Annotated in this window: 14 protein-coding genes; 5 read left to right on the top strand and 9 right to left on the bottom strand. The window is 67.1% G+C overall.

Translation table 11 applies throughout. The features are described 5' to 3' along the window. Positions 1 to 7: 7 nt before the first annotated feature. Together ABD691_RS11830 and ABD691_RS11825 are read right to left on the bottom strand one after the other, a co-directional pair. A complete protein-coding gene (locus tag ABD691_RS11830; RefSeq protein WP_344679626.1) occupies positions 8 to 1,105 on the bottom strand; it encodes a class I SAM-dependent methyltransferase in 1,098 nt (365 codons plus the stop codon). After that, a complete protein-coding gene (locus ABD691_RS11825; protein ID WP_344679780.1) occupies positions 1,102 to 3,651 on the bottom strand; it encodes an HAD family hydrolase in 2,550 nt (849 codons plus the stop codon). Before ABD691_RS11825 ends, ABD691_RS11830 begins: the two co-directional genes overlap by 4 nt. A gap of 625 nt (positions 3,652 to 4,276) precedes the next feature. Here ABD691_RS11825 and ABD691_RS11820 point away from each other — a divergent pair. Further along, positions 4,277 to 5,182, top strand: a complete 906-nt coding sequence (locus ABD691_RS11820; protein ID WP_344679625.1) for an RHS repeat domain-containing protein — start codon at positions 4,277 to 4,279, stop codon at positions 5,180 to 5,182. A 398-nt stretch (positions 5,183 to 5,580) separates the two neighbouring features. Here ABD691_RS11820 and ABD691_RS11815 read toward each other — a convergent pair whose 3' ends face one another. Continuing rightward, on the bottom strand, positions 5,581 to 7,623 hold the full coding sequence (locus tag ABD691_RS11815; RefSeq protein WP_344679624.1) for an NACHT domain-containing protein: 2,043 nt from the start codon (positions 7,621 to 7,623) through the stop codon (positions 5,581 to 5,583). A gap of 329 nt (positions 7,624 to 7,952) precedes the next feature. On the opposite strand from ABD691_RS11815, the gene ABD691_RS11810 reads away from it, so the two are divergent. The 3 genes from ABD691_RS11810 to ABD691_RS11800 all read left to right on the top strand — a co-directional run bounded on the left by ABD691_RS11810 (position 7,953) and on the right by ABD691_RS11800 (position 11,792). Continuing rightward, positions 7,953 to 8,162: a hypothetical protein gene (locus ABD691_RS11810; RefSeq protein WP_344679623.1), complete on the top strand. Its 210-nt coding sequence runs from the start codon at positions 7,953 to 7,955 to the stop codon at positions 8,160 to 8,162. 217 nt (positions 8,163 to 8,379) lie between these two features. After that, positions 8,380 to 9,249, top strand: a complete 870-nt coding sequence (locus tag ABD691_RS11805; protein WP_344679622.1) for an SGNH/GDSL hydrolase family protein — start codon at positions 8,380 to 8,382, stop codon at positions 9,247 to 9,249. Between the two features lie 254 nt (positions 9,250 to 9,503). Next, entirely contained in the window at positions 9,504 to 11,792 is a 2,289-nt protein-coding gene (locus ABD691_RS11800; protein ID WP_344679621.1) for an ATP-binding protein, read from the top strand. A 126-nt stretch (positions 11,793 to 11,918) separates the two neighbouring features. Here the strand turns inward: ABD691_RS11800 and ABD691_RS11795 are convergent, their stop codons facing one another. The 3 genes from ABD691_RS11795 to ABD691_RS11785 form a co-directional block, all read right to left on the bottom strand. Continuing rightward, positions 11,919 to 12,614: a cutinase family protein gene (locus tag ABD691_RS11795; RefSeq protein ID WP_344679620.1), complete on the bottom strand. Its 696-nt coding sequence runs from the start codon at positions 12,612 to 12,614 to the stop codon at positions 11,919 to 11,921. 135 nt (positions 12,615 to 12,749) lie between these two features. Then, positions 12,750 to 14,141, bottom strand: coding sequence for an APC family permease (locus tag ABD691_RS11790; protein ID WP_344679619.1), 1,392 nt, complete (start codon positions 14,139 to 14,141; stop codon positions 12,750 to 12,752). Between the two features lie 10 nt (positions 14,142 to 14,151). Then, positions 14,152 to 15,087: a carbon-nitrogen hydrolase family protein gene (locus ABD691_RS11785; RefSeq protein ID WP_344679618.1), complete on the bottom strand. Its 936-nt coding sequence runs from the start codon at positions 15,085 to 15,087 to the stop codon at positions 14,152 to 14,154. Positions 15,088 to 15,224: 137 nt separating this feature from the next. On the opposite strand from ABD691_RS11785, the gene ABD691_RS11780 reads away from it, so the two are divergent. Next, complete coding sequence (locus ABD691_RS11780; RefSeq protein WP_344679617.1) at positions 15,225 to 15,968, top strand: FadR/GntR family transcriptional regulator; 744 nt, start codon at positions 15,225 to 15,227, stop codon at positions 15,966 to 15,968. Positions 15,969 to 16,359: 391 nt separating this feature from the next. On the opposite strand, the gene ABD691_RS11775 is transcribed toward ABD691_RS11780, so the two are convergent. The 3 genes from ABD691_RS11775 to ABD691_RS11765 all read right to left on the bottom strand — a co-directional run bounded on the left by ABD691_RS11775 (position 16,360) and on the right by ABD691_RS11765 (position 18,571). Further along, positions 16,360 to 16,776, bottom strand: a complete 417-nt coding sequence (locus ABD691_RS11775) for a pentapeptide repeat-containing protein (RefSeq protein ID WP_344679779.1) — start codon at positions 16,774 to 16,776, stop codon at positions 16,360 to 16,362. Positions 16,777 to 16,880: 104 nt separating this feature from the next. Then, on the bottom strand, positions 16,881 to 17,237 hold the full coding sequence (locus ABD691_RS11770; protein ID WP_344679616.1) for a hypothetical protein: 357 nt from the start codon (positions 17,235 to 17,237) through the stop codon (positions 16,881 to 16,883). A 236-nt stretch (positions 17,238 to 17,473) separates the two neighbouring features. Continuing rightward, a complete protein-coding gene (locus ABD691_RS11765) occupies positions 17,474 to 18,571 on the bottom strand; it encodes an integrase core domain-containing protein (RefSeq protein WP_344679615.1) in 1,098 nt (365 codons plus the stop codon). Positions 18,572 to 19,332: the final 761 nt, after the last annotated feature.

Genomic DNA, 19,332 nt, shown 5'->3' with positions numbered 1-19,332 from the left:
TCCTTTGCTAGGAAGGAGAATCTTCGGCCGATATCGCGAACCGGCCAGGCGACGTCCCTCGGAACCGGGCCCGGATGCGGTTGGCGACCGTCCGGTTGGCCAGGTCGTCGAGCTGTTGTCTCAACAGGCGGTTCTGCCGCCGGAGCGCCTCCGACTCGGCGACGGCCTCGTCCAGGGCGGTGGCGAGGTTCTGCTTCTCGTTCGATGCGCGGGCGATCTCTTCCGCCAGTCGGTCGGCGTCCACCGCGCGCCCGGCCGCCTCGTACTGAAGCTGGAGGACCCTGGTGTAAAGGGCTATCCGGTTGTTCTCCATAGCCGCGAGCAGACGTGACCGGCCGTAGGGGCGCAGAGCCTCCACCAGGTTTTCGGCGCTGGTGTCCGTGCGCCGGACGAGGAGACCGAGCCCGAAGACCGCGGGTACGAGTACGCAGTGCCACCGGTCGTCCGGTGCCTGCTCCAATGCGTCCTCGACCGCGGTGATGACGCCATTGCGTTCACCGCCCGCGTGCTTCGCGGTGCGGAACGCGCCCAGCCCCACCAAGCCGGCGGGGGTCAGTTCGTCGTGCCAGACGGTGGGCCCGTCCGCACTGGCTGGATGTCTTTCCGCCGGCCGCACGGACGACGGCTCGTAGTAGAGGTCTCGCCGCGCGCATGGCCACAGCACGTCGTGCAGCACGATCACGGCGTCCGGAGCGTTGTTGAGGATCCAGTCAAGTTCCCTGCGCACCACGGCGTAGTTGTGGTCACCGTCCACTATGTACAAGTCGGCGATCGGAATGGTGTCCAGCGCTTCGGGAGAAGGGCGTTCCACCAGGTGGAGGGCGTCTTGCTCGCCCATGTACGACCGCAGCTCGTCGGAAGGCTCTGGTTCGACGCAGTACACGTCGGACGCGCCGAGCTCGGCATACATCGCACTGCCGCGGCCCGACTCGACGCCGATCTCGACGGTCGTGGTGATCCTGCGGTGCTCGAAGACAAGCTCGAACAGCTCGCGGTAGACCGACATGGAATGCAGCAGCAGTTCCTGCTGACGCGCCTCCCGGGTCTGCGCGTGCGGGTCGTGCCTGCTGCCGATGCGATGCGGGCAGTCGAATGAGAAGCTCATCGGACACCTGCCAGCCGCCGGGAGATGATCCGCCCAGCCCCGGCGACCAGACCGGCGAGACCGCGGGCACGGTACTCCGCGCGCGCCCGTTGGGTGAGCCTGCCGATCCGCGCCACGGGCGGGATGCGGGGTTCCAGCCGCGACATCGACCGCGGGAGCATGGCGAAACCGATGCTGATCTGCGCGGAGCTGACCGGCCCTCCGCCGCGCGCGGCCAGCGGCAGCCACACCGCCGAATGCCGCGACTCGAACTCGACGACGTTGCCCCCGAGGTAGATGCACTCGGCCATGACCAGGGAGGCGATGTCCTCGGCGGTGTCCCAGCGCAGCACTTCCGGCGCGTTGCGACCCGCTGGGAGGACCTTGGCCTCGATCCAGTCCACCCGCACGATCGCCGGCCTGCCCGGTATCGCCAGCGCCACCTCCGCGACGTCGTGTTCGTTGAGCAGCAGCCGCGCGTGGGAAAGTCCATTGTGGTTGATCCGCACCGGGCACCGCGGGCCGTCGCACCACTGCCCGTCCGCCGTCCGCCAGCGAAGCCGGGTCTCGCACGGCTCGATCGAGGGCTCGAACATGGCGGCGTCGACCAAGCCGGTGTCCAGGGCACGGGCCGCCGCGCTCAGCCGGGTGTCGGACGCGGCGATGAGCCGGGGCCAGAACGCGTCCCGCATGTCCAGCTCTTCGAGATCGCCGGGCGACAGGTAGGGGATGGCGGCGACGAGGTCCTCGGGCAGGAGCCGCGTGACGACCGAGGACCCGAAGTTGTCCTCGTGCCGCCAGCCGCCGAACAGCCCCGCTTCGTCCGCGGTCGGTGTGCGCAACGCGTGCGCGAGGATCATGCCGAGCTGCCTGCTCGCCGATCCCGCGAGTTCGGGCCAGTTCTGTACCGAGTTCTCGGCGTAGCGGTTCCACATCCGCTGGAAGGACAGCACGCCGTCGCGGACCGCACGGCGTTGCGCGGTTTGCCCGGGGTCGTCCACCCAAGGACCGAGGATCGGCTGCCCGTCGGCTGTGTAGTCGACCAACGAGCCGCACGTGGCGTTGACCGACTGTTCAAGCACCTCGGGGCTGCGGGCGGCAGGAAGGGCGACGTCGGCGGGCTGGCCGGCCTGGGCGAGGTAGCTCTCCAGCCGCAGCCCGGCCAGGTGAACCTGCGAGGCACCTTCATGGGTCGCCAGGTACAGACCCGAGACCTGGACGTCGACTCCGGCCAGGCGCAGCGCCTGCGCCAGCTGCCGCTGGGTCGTGCCTGCCCAGCCGAGGTCGACCAGCACCAGTTCGGGCTGGTCGAGCGCGCCGCAGCCGCGCAGCGCGGTCACGAGGCGGTCCCGGCTCGCCGCGACCGTCGTCGCCAGCCGGTTGCGCAGGTGCGGTGTCTCGGTCAACGTGTGGCAGACCCGGTCGATGGTGTGGTCGTTGTCCAGGACGGTGTCGAGCATGTGCGCCAGACCGGGCACCTCACCCGGACGCAGGCGCAGCATGTCGAGCACTTCGCGCACGCTCAGCCGATAACCGCGCCTGATCAACGCGGCGAGAGCTTCGCAGTCGGCCGAGTCGACGATGGCCATCGACGTCACGTGCCGCGACAACCACAGGGGCTTCGCCTCCACGGCCAGTCCCCGAACGCGGGCGGTTTCATTGACGAGCGTCGACAGCAGCTCACCTTCCCGCATCGGACACCACACCACGGGTGTTCCGGTGTCGTGCGCGGTCCGCGCGACCCACTCAGCGAACCCCGTCAAGACGGGCCCGAGGACTGCGGCCCCGTACCGCCAGCCGGCGCCTTCCGGGGTAGAGCCATGCCGAGCACCGGATCGCAGGGTCTTTGCGCGCAGGCTCGTCATTCCGAAGTCACCGTGCTCGGGATCCAGCAGCGGGTCGAACGTCCCCAGCAGGTCGGTGTCCCGCTGCTCGCGCCGCAGCAGCTCGTCGAAACCGCTGTCGCCCTTCCGGTAGTGGACCGTGCGGATCCCGAGCGCGCTCGGGACCTTGTGGTCCGCTCTGCGGTCATCGCCGACGTGCACCAACTGCTTGGGGCGCAGGTTCAGCTCGTTCAGCACGACCCGCCACAGGCCGTCCGCCTTGCTCACGCCGTGCGCCTGCGACCGGAACACGCGCACGCCTTCCAGCGACTCGAGTTCCGGGCGGGTCAGCAGGTGGGACAGCTGATCCTCGGTGAAGTAGGTGTCCGACACAAGCACGACCGGAATGCTCTGCTTGCGCGCCAGGTCGGCGATGGAAGCGATGTCCAGGTCCACGACCGTCAGCGCGTGTTCGAGCCCGACCTCGGCCCGCACGAGCTCTTCCAGTTCCATCCCGCCGAAAAGAGTGAGCGGCATCCGGCGCCAGATGTCGAACAGCGAGACCTCGCATCCCAGCGAGCCACGACGACTGCGCGCCTCGCGTTCCGCGTCCACGCGCATGCGCCGGAAGGCGGCGTCGCTCAACCACGGCGGGCAGCTGCCCGCTCGGCGAAGTCGGCCGCCCAGCAGTCCGAAAGCGTCCGACGGGCGCGGAACCCGGCGCCACAGCACGGTGTCGAACACGTCCAACGACAGAGCGGAACACGACCCGTCGCTGATGACCCGGCACAAGTCTTCCAACTGCCGGCAGCGAAAGCTTTCTTGATCCGATACCCGAGATTCATCGCACATGCGTCCACTCGCCCCCCTGCGCAAGCTGCTCAGGATCGCTAACAGCGGTTGATTGACTGAGCATTCGACTTGCCGTCCGCCCTAGCGGAAGAAACCCCCTGGGAACATGCTGCGCAACGGAAACGCGGGCCGCTCGTCGAGAAGACCTGCTTCGGGCCGTCGTCAGCTATTGGTGTGACGTGAAGGGCACGCGCCGCGCAAGCAACGGCATGCGGTCACCGCGCCGGTGGAGACGTTCGTGCTCAGCCCCACCAGCCCGGTATGGTGGCCTTCTTCGAAGGCCACGTCCATGCACTGGCTCTGGGCGGGGTTCCGCTGTTACGACAACCCCAAGGCCGCCGTCGCCCTTGCTAGGGCCGAGCCGGGCGAGGGTAGAGACCGACCGGTGGATCGTGTTCAGGTGGCACTTCGGGATCGAAAGCTTCTATTGCCGGCCCGGTGTTGGCGGCGCTCACGAGAAGGGCGAGGTCGAAGGCCAGATCGGCTACTTCCGCAGCAACCACTTTGTCGCGCCAGATTGCCGCGGATCGCCGCGGCGCGCGAGACCTCCGCAGCGTCGGGATGGACCGAGCGCTATGCCAGGCTGCTGGAGCAGATCGAGTTCATCTGGGACGGCCCGGTCCTCGCAGAGCAGGCCCACACCGACGGAGCCCCAACGGCCCCCACTTCAGCGGAACTGATCAACGATCAAGGCGGAATCGTCTGGTGCCACCGCACCACTCTCTGGGGAGTCACAACACACCAAAGCCGAGCAGGCGCCTCCACGCCGCTGCGCTTCGCTGGCCAGTACGCAGACCCCGAAACCGGATTCCACTACAATTTCCGTCGCCGGAGCCAACGGAAAGAGCCCGGCCGAACTGGCGTCGAGAATCCACGTAGGCGATCTGAAGATGGCGAGCACAATCCTTCACTTCAATTTCGTCAGGTAGATATGGTGCACAAGTTTCTGGTGAAGCCGGCGAGCAGCCTCGCCGGCACCCTCACCTACTCCGAGTCCGACCACGGGTTCGCATTCCGCCCCGAAAATGTCGAGGACCTCGTTGAACGAGTGGGCGCGGAGGGGCGGACCAGCCTTGTCGCCGACACCCTGCAGCTGGAAGTCGCCGTGGGAACCGGACGTGCCCTCTACGTGTGGGGCTACCTGCCGAAGACCTCCTGGAATCCGGCGAACCTGAAACTTCCCGAGTCCAAACCCGCCGAGGTCATTGTTCAGATTGACGACCCTCCGCTTGAAGAGTCCATTTCTGTATCCATCGCACGGGTGAACTGGGATGCCTTCTTTGACAAGAGAACTGGACTGGTTCGCGTCACGCGTAACCACATTTGCTCGGAGGAACTGGTTGAGATCGCCGAAGGTGTCCATCTCGGTCTGAGCGGCACAGATTTGAACTCGTTCTGGCTCAAGCCGGAATTCATCGCATAGATCGAAGAGGTTGCAGGATCCGTGAGTGTTTGCCGTGTCGTGGCTACGCGGGGCGGTGCTGGTGGTCTCCCGGGCGGCGCAGGTGCTGCCAACCGTCGAAGTCGACCGCGACGTTGAGCTGTGCTTGCGATGGCAGAAGCGACTGTTCCCAGAGGAGTCGTTTGTCCGGATTGGCGAAAGCTTGCATTGAGTTCCTCAACCAGGCCCACGAGCAGAACCCTGTCGCAGTCAAATCTGCCGGGAGTCAGTTCACCGGCGAGGCGAGAACTTCCCTGAAGCTCTCCAACATCCGCCCCTATGCCCGCTGCCGGAATCCGCGAACACCGCATCGATTGGGACGAACCGATCAAGGTGTGGGCCTGAGATGGTCATGTGGCGATCCACGATGCGCTGCAGGGCTAGCTTTGGCCTTGAGCGGCGAGGTGGTCGCGGAGTCGTGCGTGGCGGAATTGGTAGGCCGAGCCCGCTCGGCGCAGCACGCCGCGGTCATAGGCGTCTACGAGGAATCGTTTTAGGCGCCACGGTAGGCGGCAGGTCAGCGGTAGCCAGAGGCGTGTGAACAGCAGCCAGCTTCCCCATGCCGAGAATGCCAAGCGAACTGGTGCGATGACGAGCCCGAACCCGAGTCCGAACAGGAGTCCGCGCGCTGTCTCGAGCCCGATCCCGGTCGCGATCCCGACCACGAGCGCCATCGTGAGCACCGCCGCCGCGGCCGTTCGGGCGAGTGTGATCGTTCGGTCACGGTTCAAGAGTGTCCACGGATCAGTGGCGTGGAGGTCGTAGGCATCTCCGAAAGCTGACACGACAACTCCTGCGAGCCCGTTCGCGATCCCAATCGCGATCCCGATCGTGATCCCAAACGTGAGCGCGATCGCGATTCCGATCCCGATCTCGCCCCCGAGCGCGAGCGCGAGTCCGAACGCGAGCCCGTATCCGAGCCCGAGCCCGACCCCGACCGCCACACCGCTGGTGAACTCGGACACGGATCTTTTGCGGGGCAACCAGGAGAGTGACTTCGGGGCTCTCCGGCGCAAACTCAGGCGTAGTCGTTCCGGTTCCCGCCCTGTAGGCCCGCGGGAGAATCCCACTTCGTTGGTGAGTCCGACCGCGAGCCCGCCCACGGGCCCGACCGCGATCCCCACCGTGATTCCTGCCGTGAGTCCGACCAAGGGCCCGATCGCGGGCCTGACGGCGAGGCCGTAGACGATCCCTACCGCGAGCCCGACCACAACTGTGGTGATGAGGATGCGGGAGCGCCTGTGCAGGGTCGCGGGCAGATTCCACCAGGTGAGGTCGTGCGTGTCGCGTTGGGTGAGGTGGGTGGCGATGTAGCCGAGCCAGCGACGTGCTTGGTCGGAGTCCCAGTTCGTACGTCGTGTTCGGCGCGTGTAGACGGTCGTGAGGTAGGCGTCCAGGAGGTGGTCTTCCAGGGCCATGGCGGTGGGGAAGCGTTCGATGTTGAGGAGCTCGCCGGGGTCAAGGCCCTGGTTGTCGTTGTAGACGGTGCGGGCGAGCATGACCATCAGCGGCATGGTCAGCATGGCGGTGAGATTCCGGTTCGCGGGCTCATCGGGCGCGGTGCGCAGCTGGTTGAACACCGCATCCCAGGCAGGGCCACGGCGTTTGCCTGTGCTCTGGCGCAGGTATTGGTGGGTCTCGTCGAGGGTGAGGTCTTCGAGCGTGATGGCCGCGGCGCCGCCGATCGCTTTGATCTCGTGGGCGGCGCGGGAGTATTCGCCGGGGCGGCTGGTGAGAATCAGCGGCAGGTCGAGAGTGCTGATCTGGCGGATCGCGCTGGGGTGGTGGTCTGCGGGGATCTCGTCGAAGCCGTCGAGGACGGGCAGGATGAGCCCGCGTTCGACGAAGACCTCGGCCAGCTTCTTCCCGGCTACGTCCGGGGTGTCCAGGAACAGGAAGTCACGGGCGAGGTGCTCGGCAAGCCACGCCCGCAGCTCAGTTGCGGGGTTCCAGTCGCCGAGGCTGAACAACACCGGCACCGGGCCGGTGGGGTTGTTGGTGAGCAGGTCGAGGATGAGGCGGTGGGCGAGCACGGTCTTGCCGGCACCGGCCCGCCCGAGGATCACCAGCCGCCGGGATTCGACCGTCTCGTAGGTGTGCCGGATCGTGGTGAACCGCCCGTCCAGCGATACCGGTGCCCCGTCGTCCTGGATCTTCGTCCAGTGGTCGAACAGGTCGTCCGTGGCGGTGTGCCAGCGCACCGGCAACGCGTCCCGGTCACGGAGTCCCCACTTCTCCAGTTCCCGATCGCAGGCCGAGCGCACCTCAGCGGCGAGGTCCCGCAACCGTCCTTCCCTCGCGTCCTCGGCACTCGACCGCGCCGGTGAACCGACGAACCAGATGGTGCCCTTGTTGACGCCGAACTGAACGTTGGTCCCGGCCGGGCCACTGGAGTGGTTGTGGATCTCGTACTCCGCTGCCACGCCGCACAGTGTGCCGCACACGCTGATGCACCTGTGCGTGATCCAGCCGATCTTCGACGAGCAGCCGGGTCCTCTCTGCCTTCGTGCCACGCGCAGCGAAGGCAACCTTGGTGGTACGGGTGCTCTACGGCCTTCGTGCCGACGAGCCGGAAGACTCCGGACTCCGCCGCGTGCGCGGCATCGCCGCCACCAACAGCGCTGGCGCTGGAACAGGCAGGGCAGGGAACGATCCCGCAGGTCTCGGCCGAAGCGATCAGCGCAGCGTGCCACGTCGACCGTCTGGACCTGGCGCCCGGGTACGGGACGGAATCCGACGACGCAGCCACCCGTTGACCCCGCTGATCGAGGAACTGGCCCGCGTGGCCGGAGACGACCACGGGCGCTGGGTGCACTGGGGCGTGACCACGCAGAACGTCACGCAGACCGGCGACGTCCTCGTGCTTGGCGAAGTCCATCGACGGCTCACACGGCTAATGGGCGAGATCCTCACCGGTCTGGCTGATCAGGCACGTCGGACGGCCACCCGGATCCTGAAATGATTCCGGCAAGACCTGTCGAAACCTGTGCGGCTGGCTGGTCGTTCAGCACCAACGCCTACTCATGAGGCGTTCGTGGGGCTGCTCGCGCTGCCGGTAGCGGCTGAATCGGGCCGGACCATGATTTTGCGAAATCTACGCCGTATCACGGATGCCGTACGTACTGGCATTGCGCGAGGCTCCAGGTCGTCGTTTTGCCGCCCCGACTGAGGAGTAAGCCGTGCGCCGAGCACTGCCCAGCCTTGCCGCGATCACCCTGCTGACCACCGCGTTGACCGCAGGGTCCGCCGCCGCGAGCCGTACCGGCTCCTATGATTCCTATGTCGCGCTCGGCGACTCGTACACCTCGGGCACGCTGATCCCGAACGTGATCAACCTGCCGTGCTTCCGCTCCGACCACAACTACCCGTCCCTGGTCACCGCGAAACTCGCACCGCGTTCGTTCACCGACGTCAGCTGCGGTGGCGCGGCGACTCCGGATATGACCAGCAGCCAGCTGCAGTCCGGGAACCCGCCCCAGTTCAACGCGTTGAAGCCGGACACCGACCTGGTCACCGTCGGAATCGGCGGCAACGACATCCCCTTCGGCGAGATAGTGAACAACTGCGGAGCCCGCGGCGCATTCGTGCCACACGGCTCGCCGTGCAAGGACTTCTACACCGGCGGCGGCAAGGACGAACTGGCCGCCAAGGTGCGCGCGGTCGGCCCGAAGGTCGGCAAGGTGCTCGACGGAATCCGTCAGCGCTCCCCGCAGGCCGAGATCGTGCTCGTGGGCTACCCCGCGGTGATGCCCGACTCCGGCGCCAACTGCTGGCCGCTCATCCCTATCTCCGATGGGGATGCGCCCTACCTGCGCGACATCACCAAGCTGCTCAACACGGTCCTGGCCGAGCAGGCCGCCGCACACGACGCGACCTTCGCCGACACCTACACCAGCAGCATCGGCCACGACATCTGCCAGCCCCCGGGCATCAAATGGATCGAGGGCATCCTGCCCACCTCGCCTGCCGGCCCGGTGCATCCGAACGCCGCCGGCACGGACGACCAGGCCCGCCAGGTGCTCGCCGCGCTCACGGCGGCCCGCTCGTAGTCGGCCGCCACCCAGCCACAGCCGGAATCCGCCCGACCCCGTCCGGGGAGCGCGGGTTCCGGCTGGCTTGTGACTCCCGCCGCAGCTTCTTGCCTCCTCAGCGACGCGCTTCGCCCCGGTATGACACGGAATCCTTTGTGGGCTGTTTGGGAACCGCCGCCAAACAGCGTGTCTTGATCGTCCAGGGACTTCGGGCTCGGCTAGATTGGGCGCGTTTCCTAGGGAGCGAGGTGGGAATTCTGTCGTCCGGTCCCGTGAGTTCTGTCGACCGTGCCGGTGAAGCCCGCGTCGCGGCCTCGCCACCGACGGAGCTGACCAGCTACGTCGGGCGAAGTGACGAGGAAGGCGAGGTGCGCCGGTTACTGGGCTCGACGCGGCTGGTGACGTTGACCGGTCCCGGTGGGGTGGGCAAGACCCGGCTGGCGGCCCGGGCGATGCGGGACACGGCTTGCGCGTTCCCGGACGGCGTCGTGTTCGTCGAACTCGCGCAGGTCCGCAACGGTGAGCTGGTGCCGAACCTGGTCGCGGACCGGCTCGGCCTGCACGATCTGCCGGATATCTCGGCGAGGCAGCATGTGATCGATCATCTGCGGGGTCGTGTGCTGTTGCTGGTGCTGGACAACTGCGAGCACCTCATCGACGTCTGTGCCGGGTTCACCGCCGAGCTGCTGGCCGAGTGCCCGCGGGTCAGTGTGCTGACCACCAGCCGCCAGTCGCTCGCGGTGCCCGGCGAGCAGGTGGTGCCGGTATCGCCCTTGCCGATGCCGCAGGCAGTGGAGTTGTTCCTGGATCGCGCCAGGGCAGTCTGGCCGACGGCGGTGGACGACGACCAGAACACTCGCGCCACGCTGACTGAGCTGTGTCAGCGACTGGACGGGCTGCCGTTGGCGATCGAGCTGGCGGCAGCCCGGATTCGTTCACTGTCGCCGGCGCAGATCCTGGACCGCTTGGGCAGCCGTTTCGGCCTGCTGACCTCCGCTCCGCGCACCGCCCCGCAACGGCAGCAGACGCTGCGGGCCACCCTCGACTGGAGCTATGAGCTTTGCACACCGGCCGAACGAGCGGTGTGGACGCGGACGGCGGTGTTCGCCGGATCCTTCGATCTGGACGCCGCCACTTACGTGTGCGGCGACGCCGCCATCGACCCGAGCAGCGTGCTGGAGCTGATCGACAGCCTGCTGGACAAGTCCATCCTGGTCCGCCGGGATCACGGCGACGTGGTCCGCTACCAGATGCTGGAGACACTGCGCGAGTACGGCCAGGAACGTTTGGACCAGGCGGGGGATCGCGACCGGGTGGCTCGATTGCACCGGAACTGGTTCGCCCGGCTGACCGCACAGGCCGACGCGGAATGGTTCAGCGACCGGCAAGCCCACTGGATCACCCGGCTGAGCCGGGACCACGCGAACCTGCGCGCCGCCCTGGACTGGTCACTGTCCACACCGGACGAGGCGGGTGGGGCGCTGTCCATGGCCGGCAACCCGTTCGAGTACTGGCTGCTGCGCGGGCTTCCCGGCGAGGCCCGGACCTGGCTCGATCGAGCCCTCGCCGCCGCACCGCCAGCACACCCCGACCGCGTGCCCGCGTTGTGCATCTGCGCCCTGCACACCCTCTGGCTCGGCGATCTGAACGGTATGGCCCGGCGAATCGACGAAGCCGAATCCCTGACCGCAACCCTCGACGACGAACTGCTCAGGGCCCGCATCCTGCACGTACGCAGCTTCGCAGCCATGCTCACCGTACAACCGGAAACGGTCGATCTGGCCGCCGAAACCTGCGCCGTCCTCCGCGCGCACGGCGACCTGCGAGCCGAAATGCACCCACTGTTCATCCACGGAGTCGCCATCGCCTACCGCGACGGCGACCTCCCAGCGGCACGCCGATCGCTGCGCCGCATGTACGAGCTGTCCACCGAGCGCGGAGAGACCTTCTACCGGGCGATGTCGCTGTTCGGGCAGGCCATGGTCGAGGTCGAGTTCGGCGAGGTCCGTACCGCCACCGACGCGGCTACCGAGGCCCTCCGGCTTGACCTGCACGACAGTGCTCTGCACGGCCGCGCCTACCGGGTCGAAACCCTGGCCTGGATCTCCGACCGCCAAGGTGACCACCTCCGTGCCGCCACCCTGTTCGGCATCGCCGACACCTTCTGGAACCGGATCGGGACCGCGCCGGATTTTGCCGTGTCCGTCCCCCATCGCAAACACATCGAGAACACCCGCAGCTCACTTGGTGATACCCGGTTCGACGAGGCGTTCGCCGCGGGACGCGCACTGCCGGATGCCGACGCGATCCGGTACGCCCTCGGCGAACCGGCCACCGAACCCCTGCCGGCCGCTGCCGCGCCACCAAGCCCGCTCACCCGCCGTGAATCGGAAGTCGCGAAGCTCGTGGCCGAGGGCCTGACCAATCGCGACATCGCCGATGAGCTGGTGATCGCCCTGCGCACCGTCGACACCCACGTCCAGCACATCCTGACCAAACTGGACTTCAAAACGCGAGCCCAAATCGCCGCCTGGATCGCATCCCATTCACGTACCCCGTAGGCCAAAGGCACGGCGTGCCAGCGGATCCGGCATCCCATCAGTCCATTGCGGACCCGCCACCCGGCTCGATCACTGGTACCGCACCGCGGACAGGCTGCTAGCCGCGGTCGTCACCTCGACAGAGTGCTACCCACTCACTCGCTGTGCCTGCACAAAGCGCTGGGCGGCGAAGCGCGCCGCCTGGTCGACGCTTCCGTCGAACGGATACGAGAAGTGACCGAGGCCCGGCCCCAAAGTCCCCTGCCCACCGCACACAAGGTCTGTGGCGTTGCAGATTTCCAGAGCCTTCGGGCCGTAATCCGGGCTGCTGCCCGTGATCGTCTTCTGATACAGACCGCCGAGTGGATTGCCGAAGGCCGCGATCGCGACGACACGGCCGACGAGATTGCTCGGGATTTCCCGGCCGATGCCCAGTCCGGGGATGCCGACAGCGATGTCGGTGACGCTGGCTCCCTGGGAGAAGCCGCCGAGCACGAACTTCGTGTCCGGGCAGGAGGCTGCCCGCTGGGTGACGTGGTTGGTCATGTCCGTGGCACCAGGTCCTGCGCTCGTTTGGTCGAGCGAGGCTGCGTAGTTCACCGCGTATGACCCGACAGACTTCCCCGGAAGTTCCCGCTGCACTGCGGACACCAGCGGCCTGCCGACCGTGCCGAGGCCCGGCAGCTCACCGGTCGCACGCGCGAACACCACCTCCAGATCCGGACATGCAGCAGAACCGCTGAACGGGGCGGCCGAGGCGGATGCCGGCTGTGCCAGTGCGGTCCCGACCACGGCACCGGTGACCAAACCCAGTGCTGCGACAATCCTGCGCGTTCGCGTCATTGCGGCTTTCTCCCTTGCGGCTGGCAGTCTGCGGAGGCTGCCATCCTCGGCCGGTTCGACCACTCCGCTCCATCCAGGAGACTGCGTATTTCTCAGCCGGCCGAGATACGTGACTCGGACAGCACAGCCGGTGCATCAGCCGTTCGCCGGTTTGGGTTCCTCGTGATGTGTGCCAGTGCGGGTTTGTTCGTTGTCGTCGGTGGTGGACAACTCCGGTGGGGGCTTGCGGAAGAGACTGGTGCGGTACGCCAGGTAAGCAATGCCGGCGGCGAGCCAGATGGCCCCGAGTGTGAGCGCGGCGGGGTCGAGATTGATCAGCAGCCAGAGGTCGATCAGTGTTCCGGCGGCGGGGATGAGGACATGGGACCACCATGCCGGTCGGCCGCCGGTGTTGCGTTGCCGGATGAACATGGCGATGACGCTGAGGTTGACCGCGGTGAAGGCGGTGAAGGCCCCGAAGTTGATGAAGGAGGTGGAGGTGGAGACGTCCAGGGACAGGGCGACCAGTCCTACGGCTCCGGTGAGCGCGATGTTGAGTGCGGGCGTGCGGAATCGGCGGTGGAGGAAACCGAAGATCCTGCGCGGCAGGACGGTGTCACGGCCCATGGCGAACAGCAGGCGCGCGGCGCTGGCCTGCGCGGCCAGGCCGGAGGCGAACTGGGCGATGACCAACCCGGCGAGCAGGACCGCGGCGGCGAGGTCACCGGCCATGGCCGTGGCGATTTCGAAGACGGCGGAATCCGGGTCGGCGAAGGTGCTGCCGGGGTGGACCAGCTGGGCGCTGTAGGTGACCAGGACGAAGACGCCGCCGCCGATGAGGGTGATGAGCAGGATGGCCCGGGGGATGGTCTTGCGCGGATTGACGGATTCTTCCGTCAGGGTGGTGACGGCGTCGAAGCCGAGGAAGGAGTAGGCCGCCAAAGCGGCACCGGCGGAGATGCCCGCGGCGGTGGTGGCGGGATTGGCGAACGGGGCCGTGCTGACCACCCCGGCCGCGCCGTGGATGGTGCTGACGTGGCGCAGGCACAGCACGACGAAGATGGCGATCACCAGGAACTGGAAGGCCATGAGCAGGAAGTTGGCCTTGTCGGCGACCTTGATTCCCAGCACGTTCAGGCACGAGGTGAGCGTGATGAACGCGACGATCCAGCACCAGAACGGGACGGAAGGGAACTGCGCCTGCAGGTAGGTGCCGCCCAGCAGCCAGATCACCATGGGCAGGAAGAAGTAGTCCAGCAGCACGGCCCAGCCGACGAGGAAACCCACGCGCGAGTCCAGTGCCCTGCGGGCGTAGGTGTAGGCGGATCCGGCGACCGGGTAGGTGGCAGCCATCTTGCCGTAGCTGAAGGCAGTGAACAGCATCGCGACCAGGGCCAGCAGGTAAGCGGTGGGAACCGCGCCGTGAGTCTCCTCGGCGACGACTCCGAATGTGCCCAGGGCGATCAGCGGGGTCATGTAGGCCAGTCCGAACAGGACGACCGATCTCACGGTCAGCGTCCGTCGCAGCGACGGCGGTACTTCGGGCATGGAAGGGCTCCTAGAAGCTGGCCGCGTCGTTGCGGCGGGAAACCAGCCGAGCGGCTGTGGAGGCAGAGCGCCCGCCCGGGGGCGCCGGATGCCAGGTGCGGGGGTCGATACGCCCCTGGTAAAGCGGTAGCTCGATAGGTGAGTCGGTGTCGCTGAACTGCGACCACATGCGGTTCAGGCCCGCGGTACCGAACGTCCGGACCCGGGCCACGTCATCGAGGTCGACCACGTCGGTGAGCACCTCGGCTCCGCTGCCGGCGGCGTGCTGCCGCAGGCGACCTTCGGGGTCGGCGATCAGGCTGCCGCCGGTACCTACAGGTGCGGCGGCGTTGACGCTGGCAACGAAGACCTGGTTCGCGATCGCGTGCGCCCGGGCGAGCACGATCTCCTGCTCACGGTCGTTGGTCGTGGTCTGCACCGGGTTGATGATCACTTCGGCGCCCATCCACGCCAGATGGCGGGCGACTTCGGGAAACCACGAGTCGTAGCAGATCGAAAGGCCAAGCCGCCCGAATCCGGGCGCATCGAAGACAACGAAACGATCCCCCGGGTCATACGGCTCGTACGGCCGCCACGGGAAGATCTTGCGGTACCAGGCCGCCAAGTCGCCACCAGGCGAAAACGCCAGGGCGGTGTTGAACAGCTGTCCCTTCTCCCCGCGTTCACACACGGTGCCCGGCACCAGCCAAATCCCCAGATCGCCCGCGAGCTCAGCCAGCTGCCGCGTCCGAGGACCCCGTAACGGCTGGGCCGTCTCCTGTAACTGGGCGGTCCGCGCCGGGCCTGTGTCCTCGACACCGCACAGGTGCAACTCCGGATACACAACCAGCCGCGTCTGCGGGTAGCGGGCAACGAGCCGCTGCACCTCGGCGGCGAATGCCGACACCGGTGCGGTCGCCTCCTGCGGCGGCACCTGCGCCAGCGTCAGCGGTAACAGTCGGGACATCCTTACTCGCTTCCTCCTGATTTCGCAGGTCAGAGCGGCGCCTGCCATCGATGGGGACAAAAATAGACCAAGATGAGCAGTTAAACAAGACTGCTCATCTTGAGCAATTTTCGGGTTGATCAGCTACCGTGGATGCCATGCCCGCGGTTCCCGACGACACGCACACCGAGCAGCTGGCGGTGCCGCTGGCTGCCTCCGCGCTTTCGGGCATCCGAAGGCTGTCGGCAGTCGACACGGTCCGCGCCCGGATCTCGTTGGCCGTGGACCTCGGACTGCTCAAGCCCGGGGAATGGCTTCCGGGCAACGACAAGATCGCCGCCGCGCTGGAGGTCTCCGAGATCACCGTGCGGCGCGCACTGATCTCCCTGTGCAAAGACGGCGTCCTGGAACGCCGTCGCGGCCGTGGTGGCGGCACCCGGGTGGTCGATGCGCCTCCGCGCAGTGCTGTCCGGGAAACCCAGGAATACCGTGCCGTCGCCGCGGAGGTGCACGGCCTCATCGACCAGCGCCTGGTCCTTGAATGCGGCATCGCCCACCTGGCCGCCCGAAACGCCGACGACACCGACATCGACCGTCTGGACCAGCTCACGCAGCGCATGGACCAAGCCGCCGACTGGGCCGAGTTCCACAGCTTGGACGAGACCTTCCACCTCACGATCGCAGCCGTAACCGGGCTTGACGCGATCCAGCAGAACTACGCGCGCCTGCTCCGGGAGCTCTACCGCTACTACCTGCCCTACCCCATGCAGTACCTACGCGGCTCCAACTGCGAGCACCACGAACTCGTCGACGCACTGCGCCGCCGCGATCCGGCCTCCGCCGCGGACATCGCCCAGAGGCATGTCGCGGTCTTGCATCAAGACATGTTCGTCGGGCTCTGATCGCCAACGCTGCGCGCGTTGCATCGCTGGCCGTGCGGCAGTGCTGTTGGCAGCCCGCTCGGGGACCTGGACGATGTGACGATGCAGGTGGGGCGTGCACGCGGCAGAGAGCGGTCCGGTGCTGTGGTCGTGAAGAGTCCTTAGCACCGGAGGCCGCCGCCCCCAAAAATGTCGATGAGTGTGGTGTGGCCGGGGGAATCGGCGCGGCTAGGAACCCATCTCGTGGGAGTGGCGTCCCGGCCGTCGGCGGTCACGCGCGTAGGCCACGGTCCGGTTGCGCGGAGGCAGGTAGGTCACGTTATGGCGGGTGTTCGAGACTGTTCAGTGTTCGCTATGGGGAGGAGTGCGGTGGACGTGGCAAGTTCCCGTGCGGCGGCCGGTCTGGCCTCCCTCACCGTGGCGGCCAGCCCGGCGGATATCCCCTGAGGCCCGTGGCCCCCGCCATAGCGCGCTGCAGCTCCTCGGGGGCAACGATGGCGCCCTCGAGGTCGGCGCCGTAGACGTTGGCGAGGGTGAAATCGACGTTGATGAGGCCGGCGCTGCGGAGGTCGGCGTCGCGGAGGGTGGCGAAGCGGAGGTTCGCGTTGGTGAGGTCGGCGTCAGAGAGGTCGGCGCCGGAGAGGTCGGCATAGGAGAGGTCGGCCTCGAGGAGGTGAGCCCAGGTGAGGTCGGCGCCGCGGAAGTCGGCCATGTGGAGTTGGGCTCCGCCGAGATCCGCGTGGTGAAGACACGTGAACGACAGATCGAGCCGAGTTCGCCAGTCCCAGGCGGCGGTGCGGCGGCCAAGGACGGCGAGTGCAGACTGCACATCGCTAGCCACAGGAAGATCTGCGGGACACGGCTTAGGTCGGTCCTCTCCAGGGAGAGGGCGGCGAGACGGGGCCGTGTCGCGGACGAAGGCGGTCAGTACCTCTACCACGACACCTCTACCACGACGGGGTGGTCTCGCTGGGAGTCGCGGGCGAGGCGCTCCAGGGCGTAGATGCCGCCCTGGCGGATCTGGGGCTTGTCCGAGCCCAGCTGCTCGACGGCCTTGCTGAACCGGTCGGTGAGCTGGCCTTGTTCGGCGAGGTGGGCCTGAGACTGGGCGGTGATGTAGCTGGGGACGGCCAGGGCCAGAGTGACCAGCACGGCTCCCAGCGTCAGTAGCTGGGTCAGGTCCACCTGGCGTCGTGGCTGCGGCCCGAGTACGGAGGCGCCGCTGCGACGGGCCGCGGCTCGGTGGCGCCGGCCCGGCCCCGCCGCCCGCGGGATGTGTGGTCGCTTCATGGTCAACACCGTGCCAGCAACCGGCCGCCACGAGGGCCGGTTTCACAACAGGCCCCGCAGTCGGGCATGACCGTTGAGCCTCGAGGGGTGGCAGGGAAGTTCGAAGATCGTCAGGCTAGCCTGCTCGGTCAGCCGCATCCCGGTGCGCACCATCAAGTCGCAGAACGCCGCGTTGCGCCCGGCCCAACGCCCCCGAAACCCGACGTTGCCCTTGCCGAAAACCTCATCCGTGCAGGTCAAGCTGCATGCTCGTACTCGTGGAGGATGCCGCCGAGGCGATCGCGTCGGCGTATGTCGAGGTGGGCGATCTTGTCCGGGTCTGCGATGGGAGTCGGCAATGGGTTCAGCGGGCGGGTGTTCGCGATGCCTTGGTGAGGCCGGTGGGAGTTGTAGAACTGTTCGAACTCACGCAGGGTGTGGAGCAGGTGCCGCTGATTCCAGATCAAAGTGCGGTCCAGCAGCTCACGTCGGCAGGTCTGTACCCACCTTTCCATGATCGAGTTCATTCTCGGCATCTGGACGCCGCTGAGCACTACCTCAATCCTCGAATCCGACAGGACAGTGTCGAATAGGGCGGGAAATTTGCCGTCGCGGTCCCGGACCAGGAACCGCGCCCGGCGGTCGGCGTCCTCGAGGTCCATGACGAGATTCTTTGCGGCTTGGGCGACCCACGCTGCGGTCGGGTGTGCGGTGGCGCCCAGGATCCGAATCTGCCTGGTGGTGTGCTCAATGACTGCGAGGACGTACATCCTCGCCCCGGACAGGGTGACGGTCTCGAAGAAGTCGCACGCCAGCAAGGCATCGGCCTGGGAGCGCAGGAAGTCGGCCCATGTGCTGGAGTTCCGCTCGGGTGCCGGGTCTATCCCTGCTGCCTGCACGATTTCCCATACGGTCGAGGCAGCCACTTTCACTCCCAGGACGAGCAATTCGCCGTGGAGTCGGCGGTATCCCCAGCTTGGGTTCTCCTTCGCCAGGCGCAGCACCAAGGCCCGGACGGACCGGACGGTGCGAGGTCGGCCAGGACGCTTTGGCTTGGAAACAGTCGCGTGGCGGCGCGTGATCAGGTCGCGGTGCCAGCGCAGCACCGTGTCCGGGCGAACCAGCAACCGCAACCTACATAGCAGATTCCGTGGCAGCCGATGCAGTAGCGCCGCCATGAACGCTCGATCCACTGGGGTGAACCGCGCCCTCCCTTGACCGAGCTGACGCTCCAGCACCGTGATCTGATGGCGCAAGGCGAGGATCTCGACGTCCTTGTCCCGGTCACTCATCGGCAGCAGGCGCAGCACGGCGAACGCATTCGCCACACCCAGGTAGGCCAGTCGCAGCAGCACGGTCGATCAGCATGTCGGGTGCTAGACAGCGGCGAAAGCGTCCGGTCGAGCGACTACGGTCGACCTACCCCTACGCCGCGCCCGCCGCGTCTCACCAGGGCGGATGAGGTTATCGGCAAGGGCAGGGTGAGGTTCTGGTGGCGGTCAAGATCGTGCACACGTTGCTGCGGCAGGAGGTGCGCTTCGGGAGCCGAGGGGCGGCAGAACGCTACGCCGCCGAGCACGGTGGCCTTGATGTCTGGTGGGTGCGGGCCGTACCGCTCGCGACGATCTCCAAAACCCCAGCGCACCGGTACCGTGAAACGACAGCCCCCTCACCAGCTCCACGAGCTGGTCACCATTACGGGACTCAGCAGTACAGCCAGGGCTCCTACCTCACCGACTACCTCTCACCAGCCCCGCGAGCTGGTCACCATCACGGGTCTTTCCCGCTCGGCTTGGTGCAGGTGATCGCTCCAGGTTGTCATAGGCGCCGGGCTCGCCCTCACCAGCTCCGCGAGCTGGTCATCCTCACGGGTGCCGCGAAGCGGTGACCCGCGCTCGCCAGCCACCGACCCCTCACCAGCTCGGCGAGCTGCTCACTGCCATGGGATCCGGGCCGTCCCCTGTCGAGCCCATGGCTGTCAGCAGGACGCGGGTTCCGCGGATCGGTGTGTGAGCTAGCCCGACTATTGGCTTACCCCAATTGTGTGGGGAAAGCCTGGGAAGTTTTGACGCTGGCAGTGGGAGGAAAGTGGGAGGATCGGGTCGGTTTGAACCGC

Origin of the sequence: Saccharopolyspora taberi (assembly GCF_039534165.1) — a bacterium.
Taxonomy (GTDB): Bacteria; Actinomycetota; Actinomycetes; order Mycobacteriales; family Pseudonocardiaceae; genus Saccharopolyspora_D; species Saccharopolyspora_D taberi.
The sequence above is the reverse complement of the archived record's forward strand: the minus strand, read 5'-3'. Positions and strand labels throughout refer to the sequence as shown.

Coding starts and splice junctions, on each gene's coding strand:
- ABD691_RS11830 (WP_344679626.1), bottom strand. CDS start 1,105: ATGAGCTTCTCATTCGACTGCCCGCATCGCATCGGCAGCAGGCACGAC.
- ABD691_RS11795 (WP_344679620.1), bottom strand. CDS start 12,614: ATGACGCGAACGCGCAGGATTGTCGCAGCACTGGGTTTGGTCACCGGT.
- ABD691_RS11790 (WP_344679619.1), bottom strand. CDS start 14,141: ATGCCCGAAGTACCGCCGTCGCTGCGACGGACGCTGACCGTGAGATCG.
- ABD691_RS11785 (WP_344679618.1), bottom strand. CDS start 15,087: ATGTCCCGACTGTTACCGCTGACGCTGGCGCAGGTGCCGCCGCAGGAG.
- ABD691_RS11780 (WP_344679617.1), top strand. CDS start 15,225: ATGCCCGCGGTTCCCGACGACACGCACACCGAGCAGCTGGCGGTGCCG.
- ABD691_RS11770 (WP_344679616.1), bottom strand. CDS start 17,237: ATGAAGCGACCACACATCCCGCGGGCGGCGGGGCCGGGCCGGCGCCAC.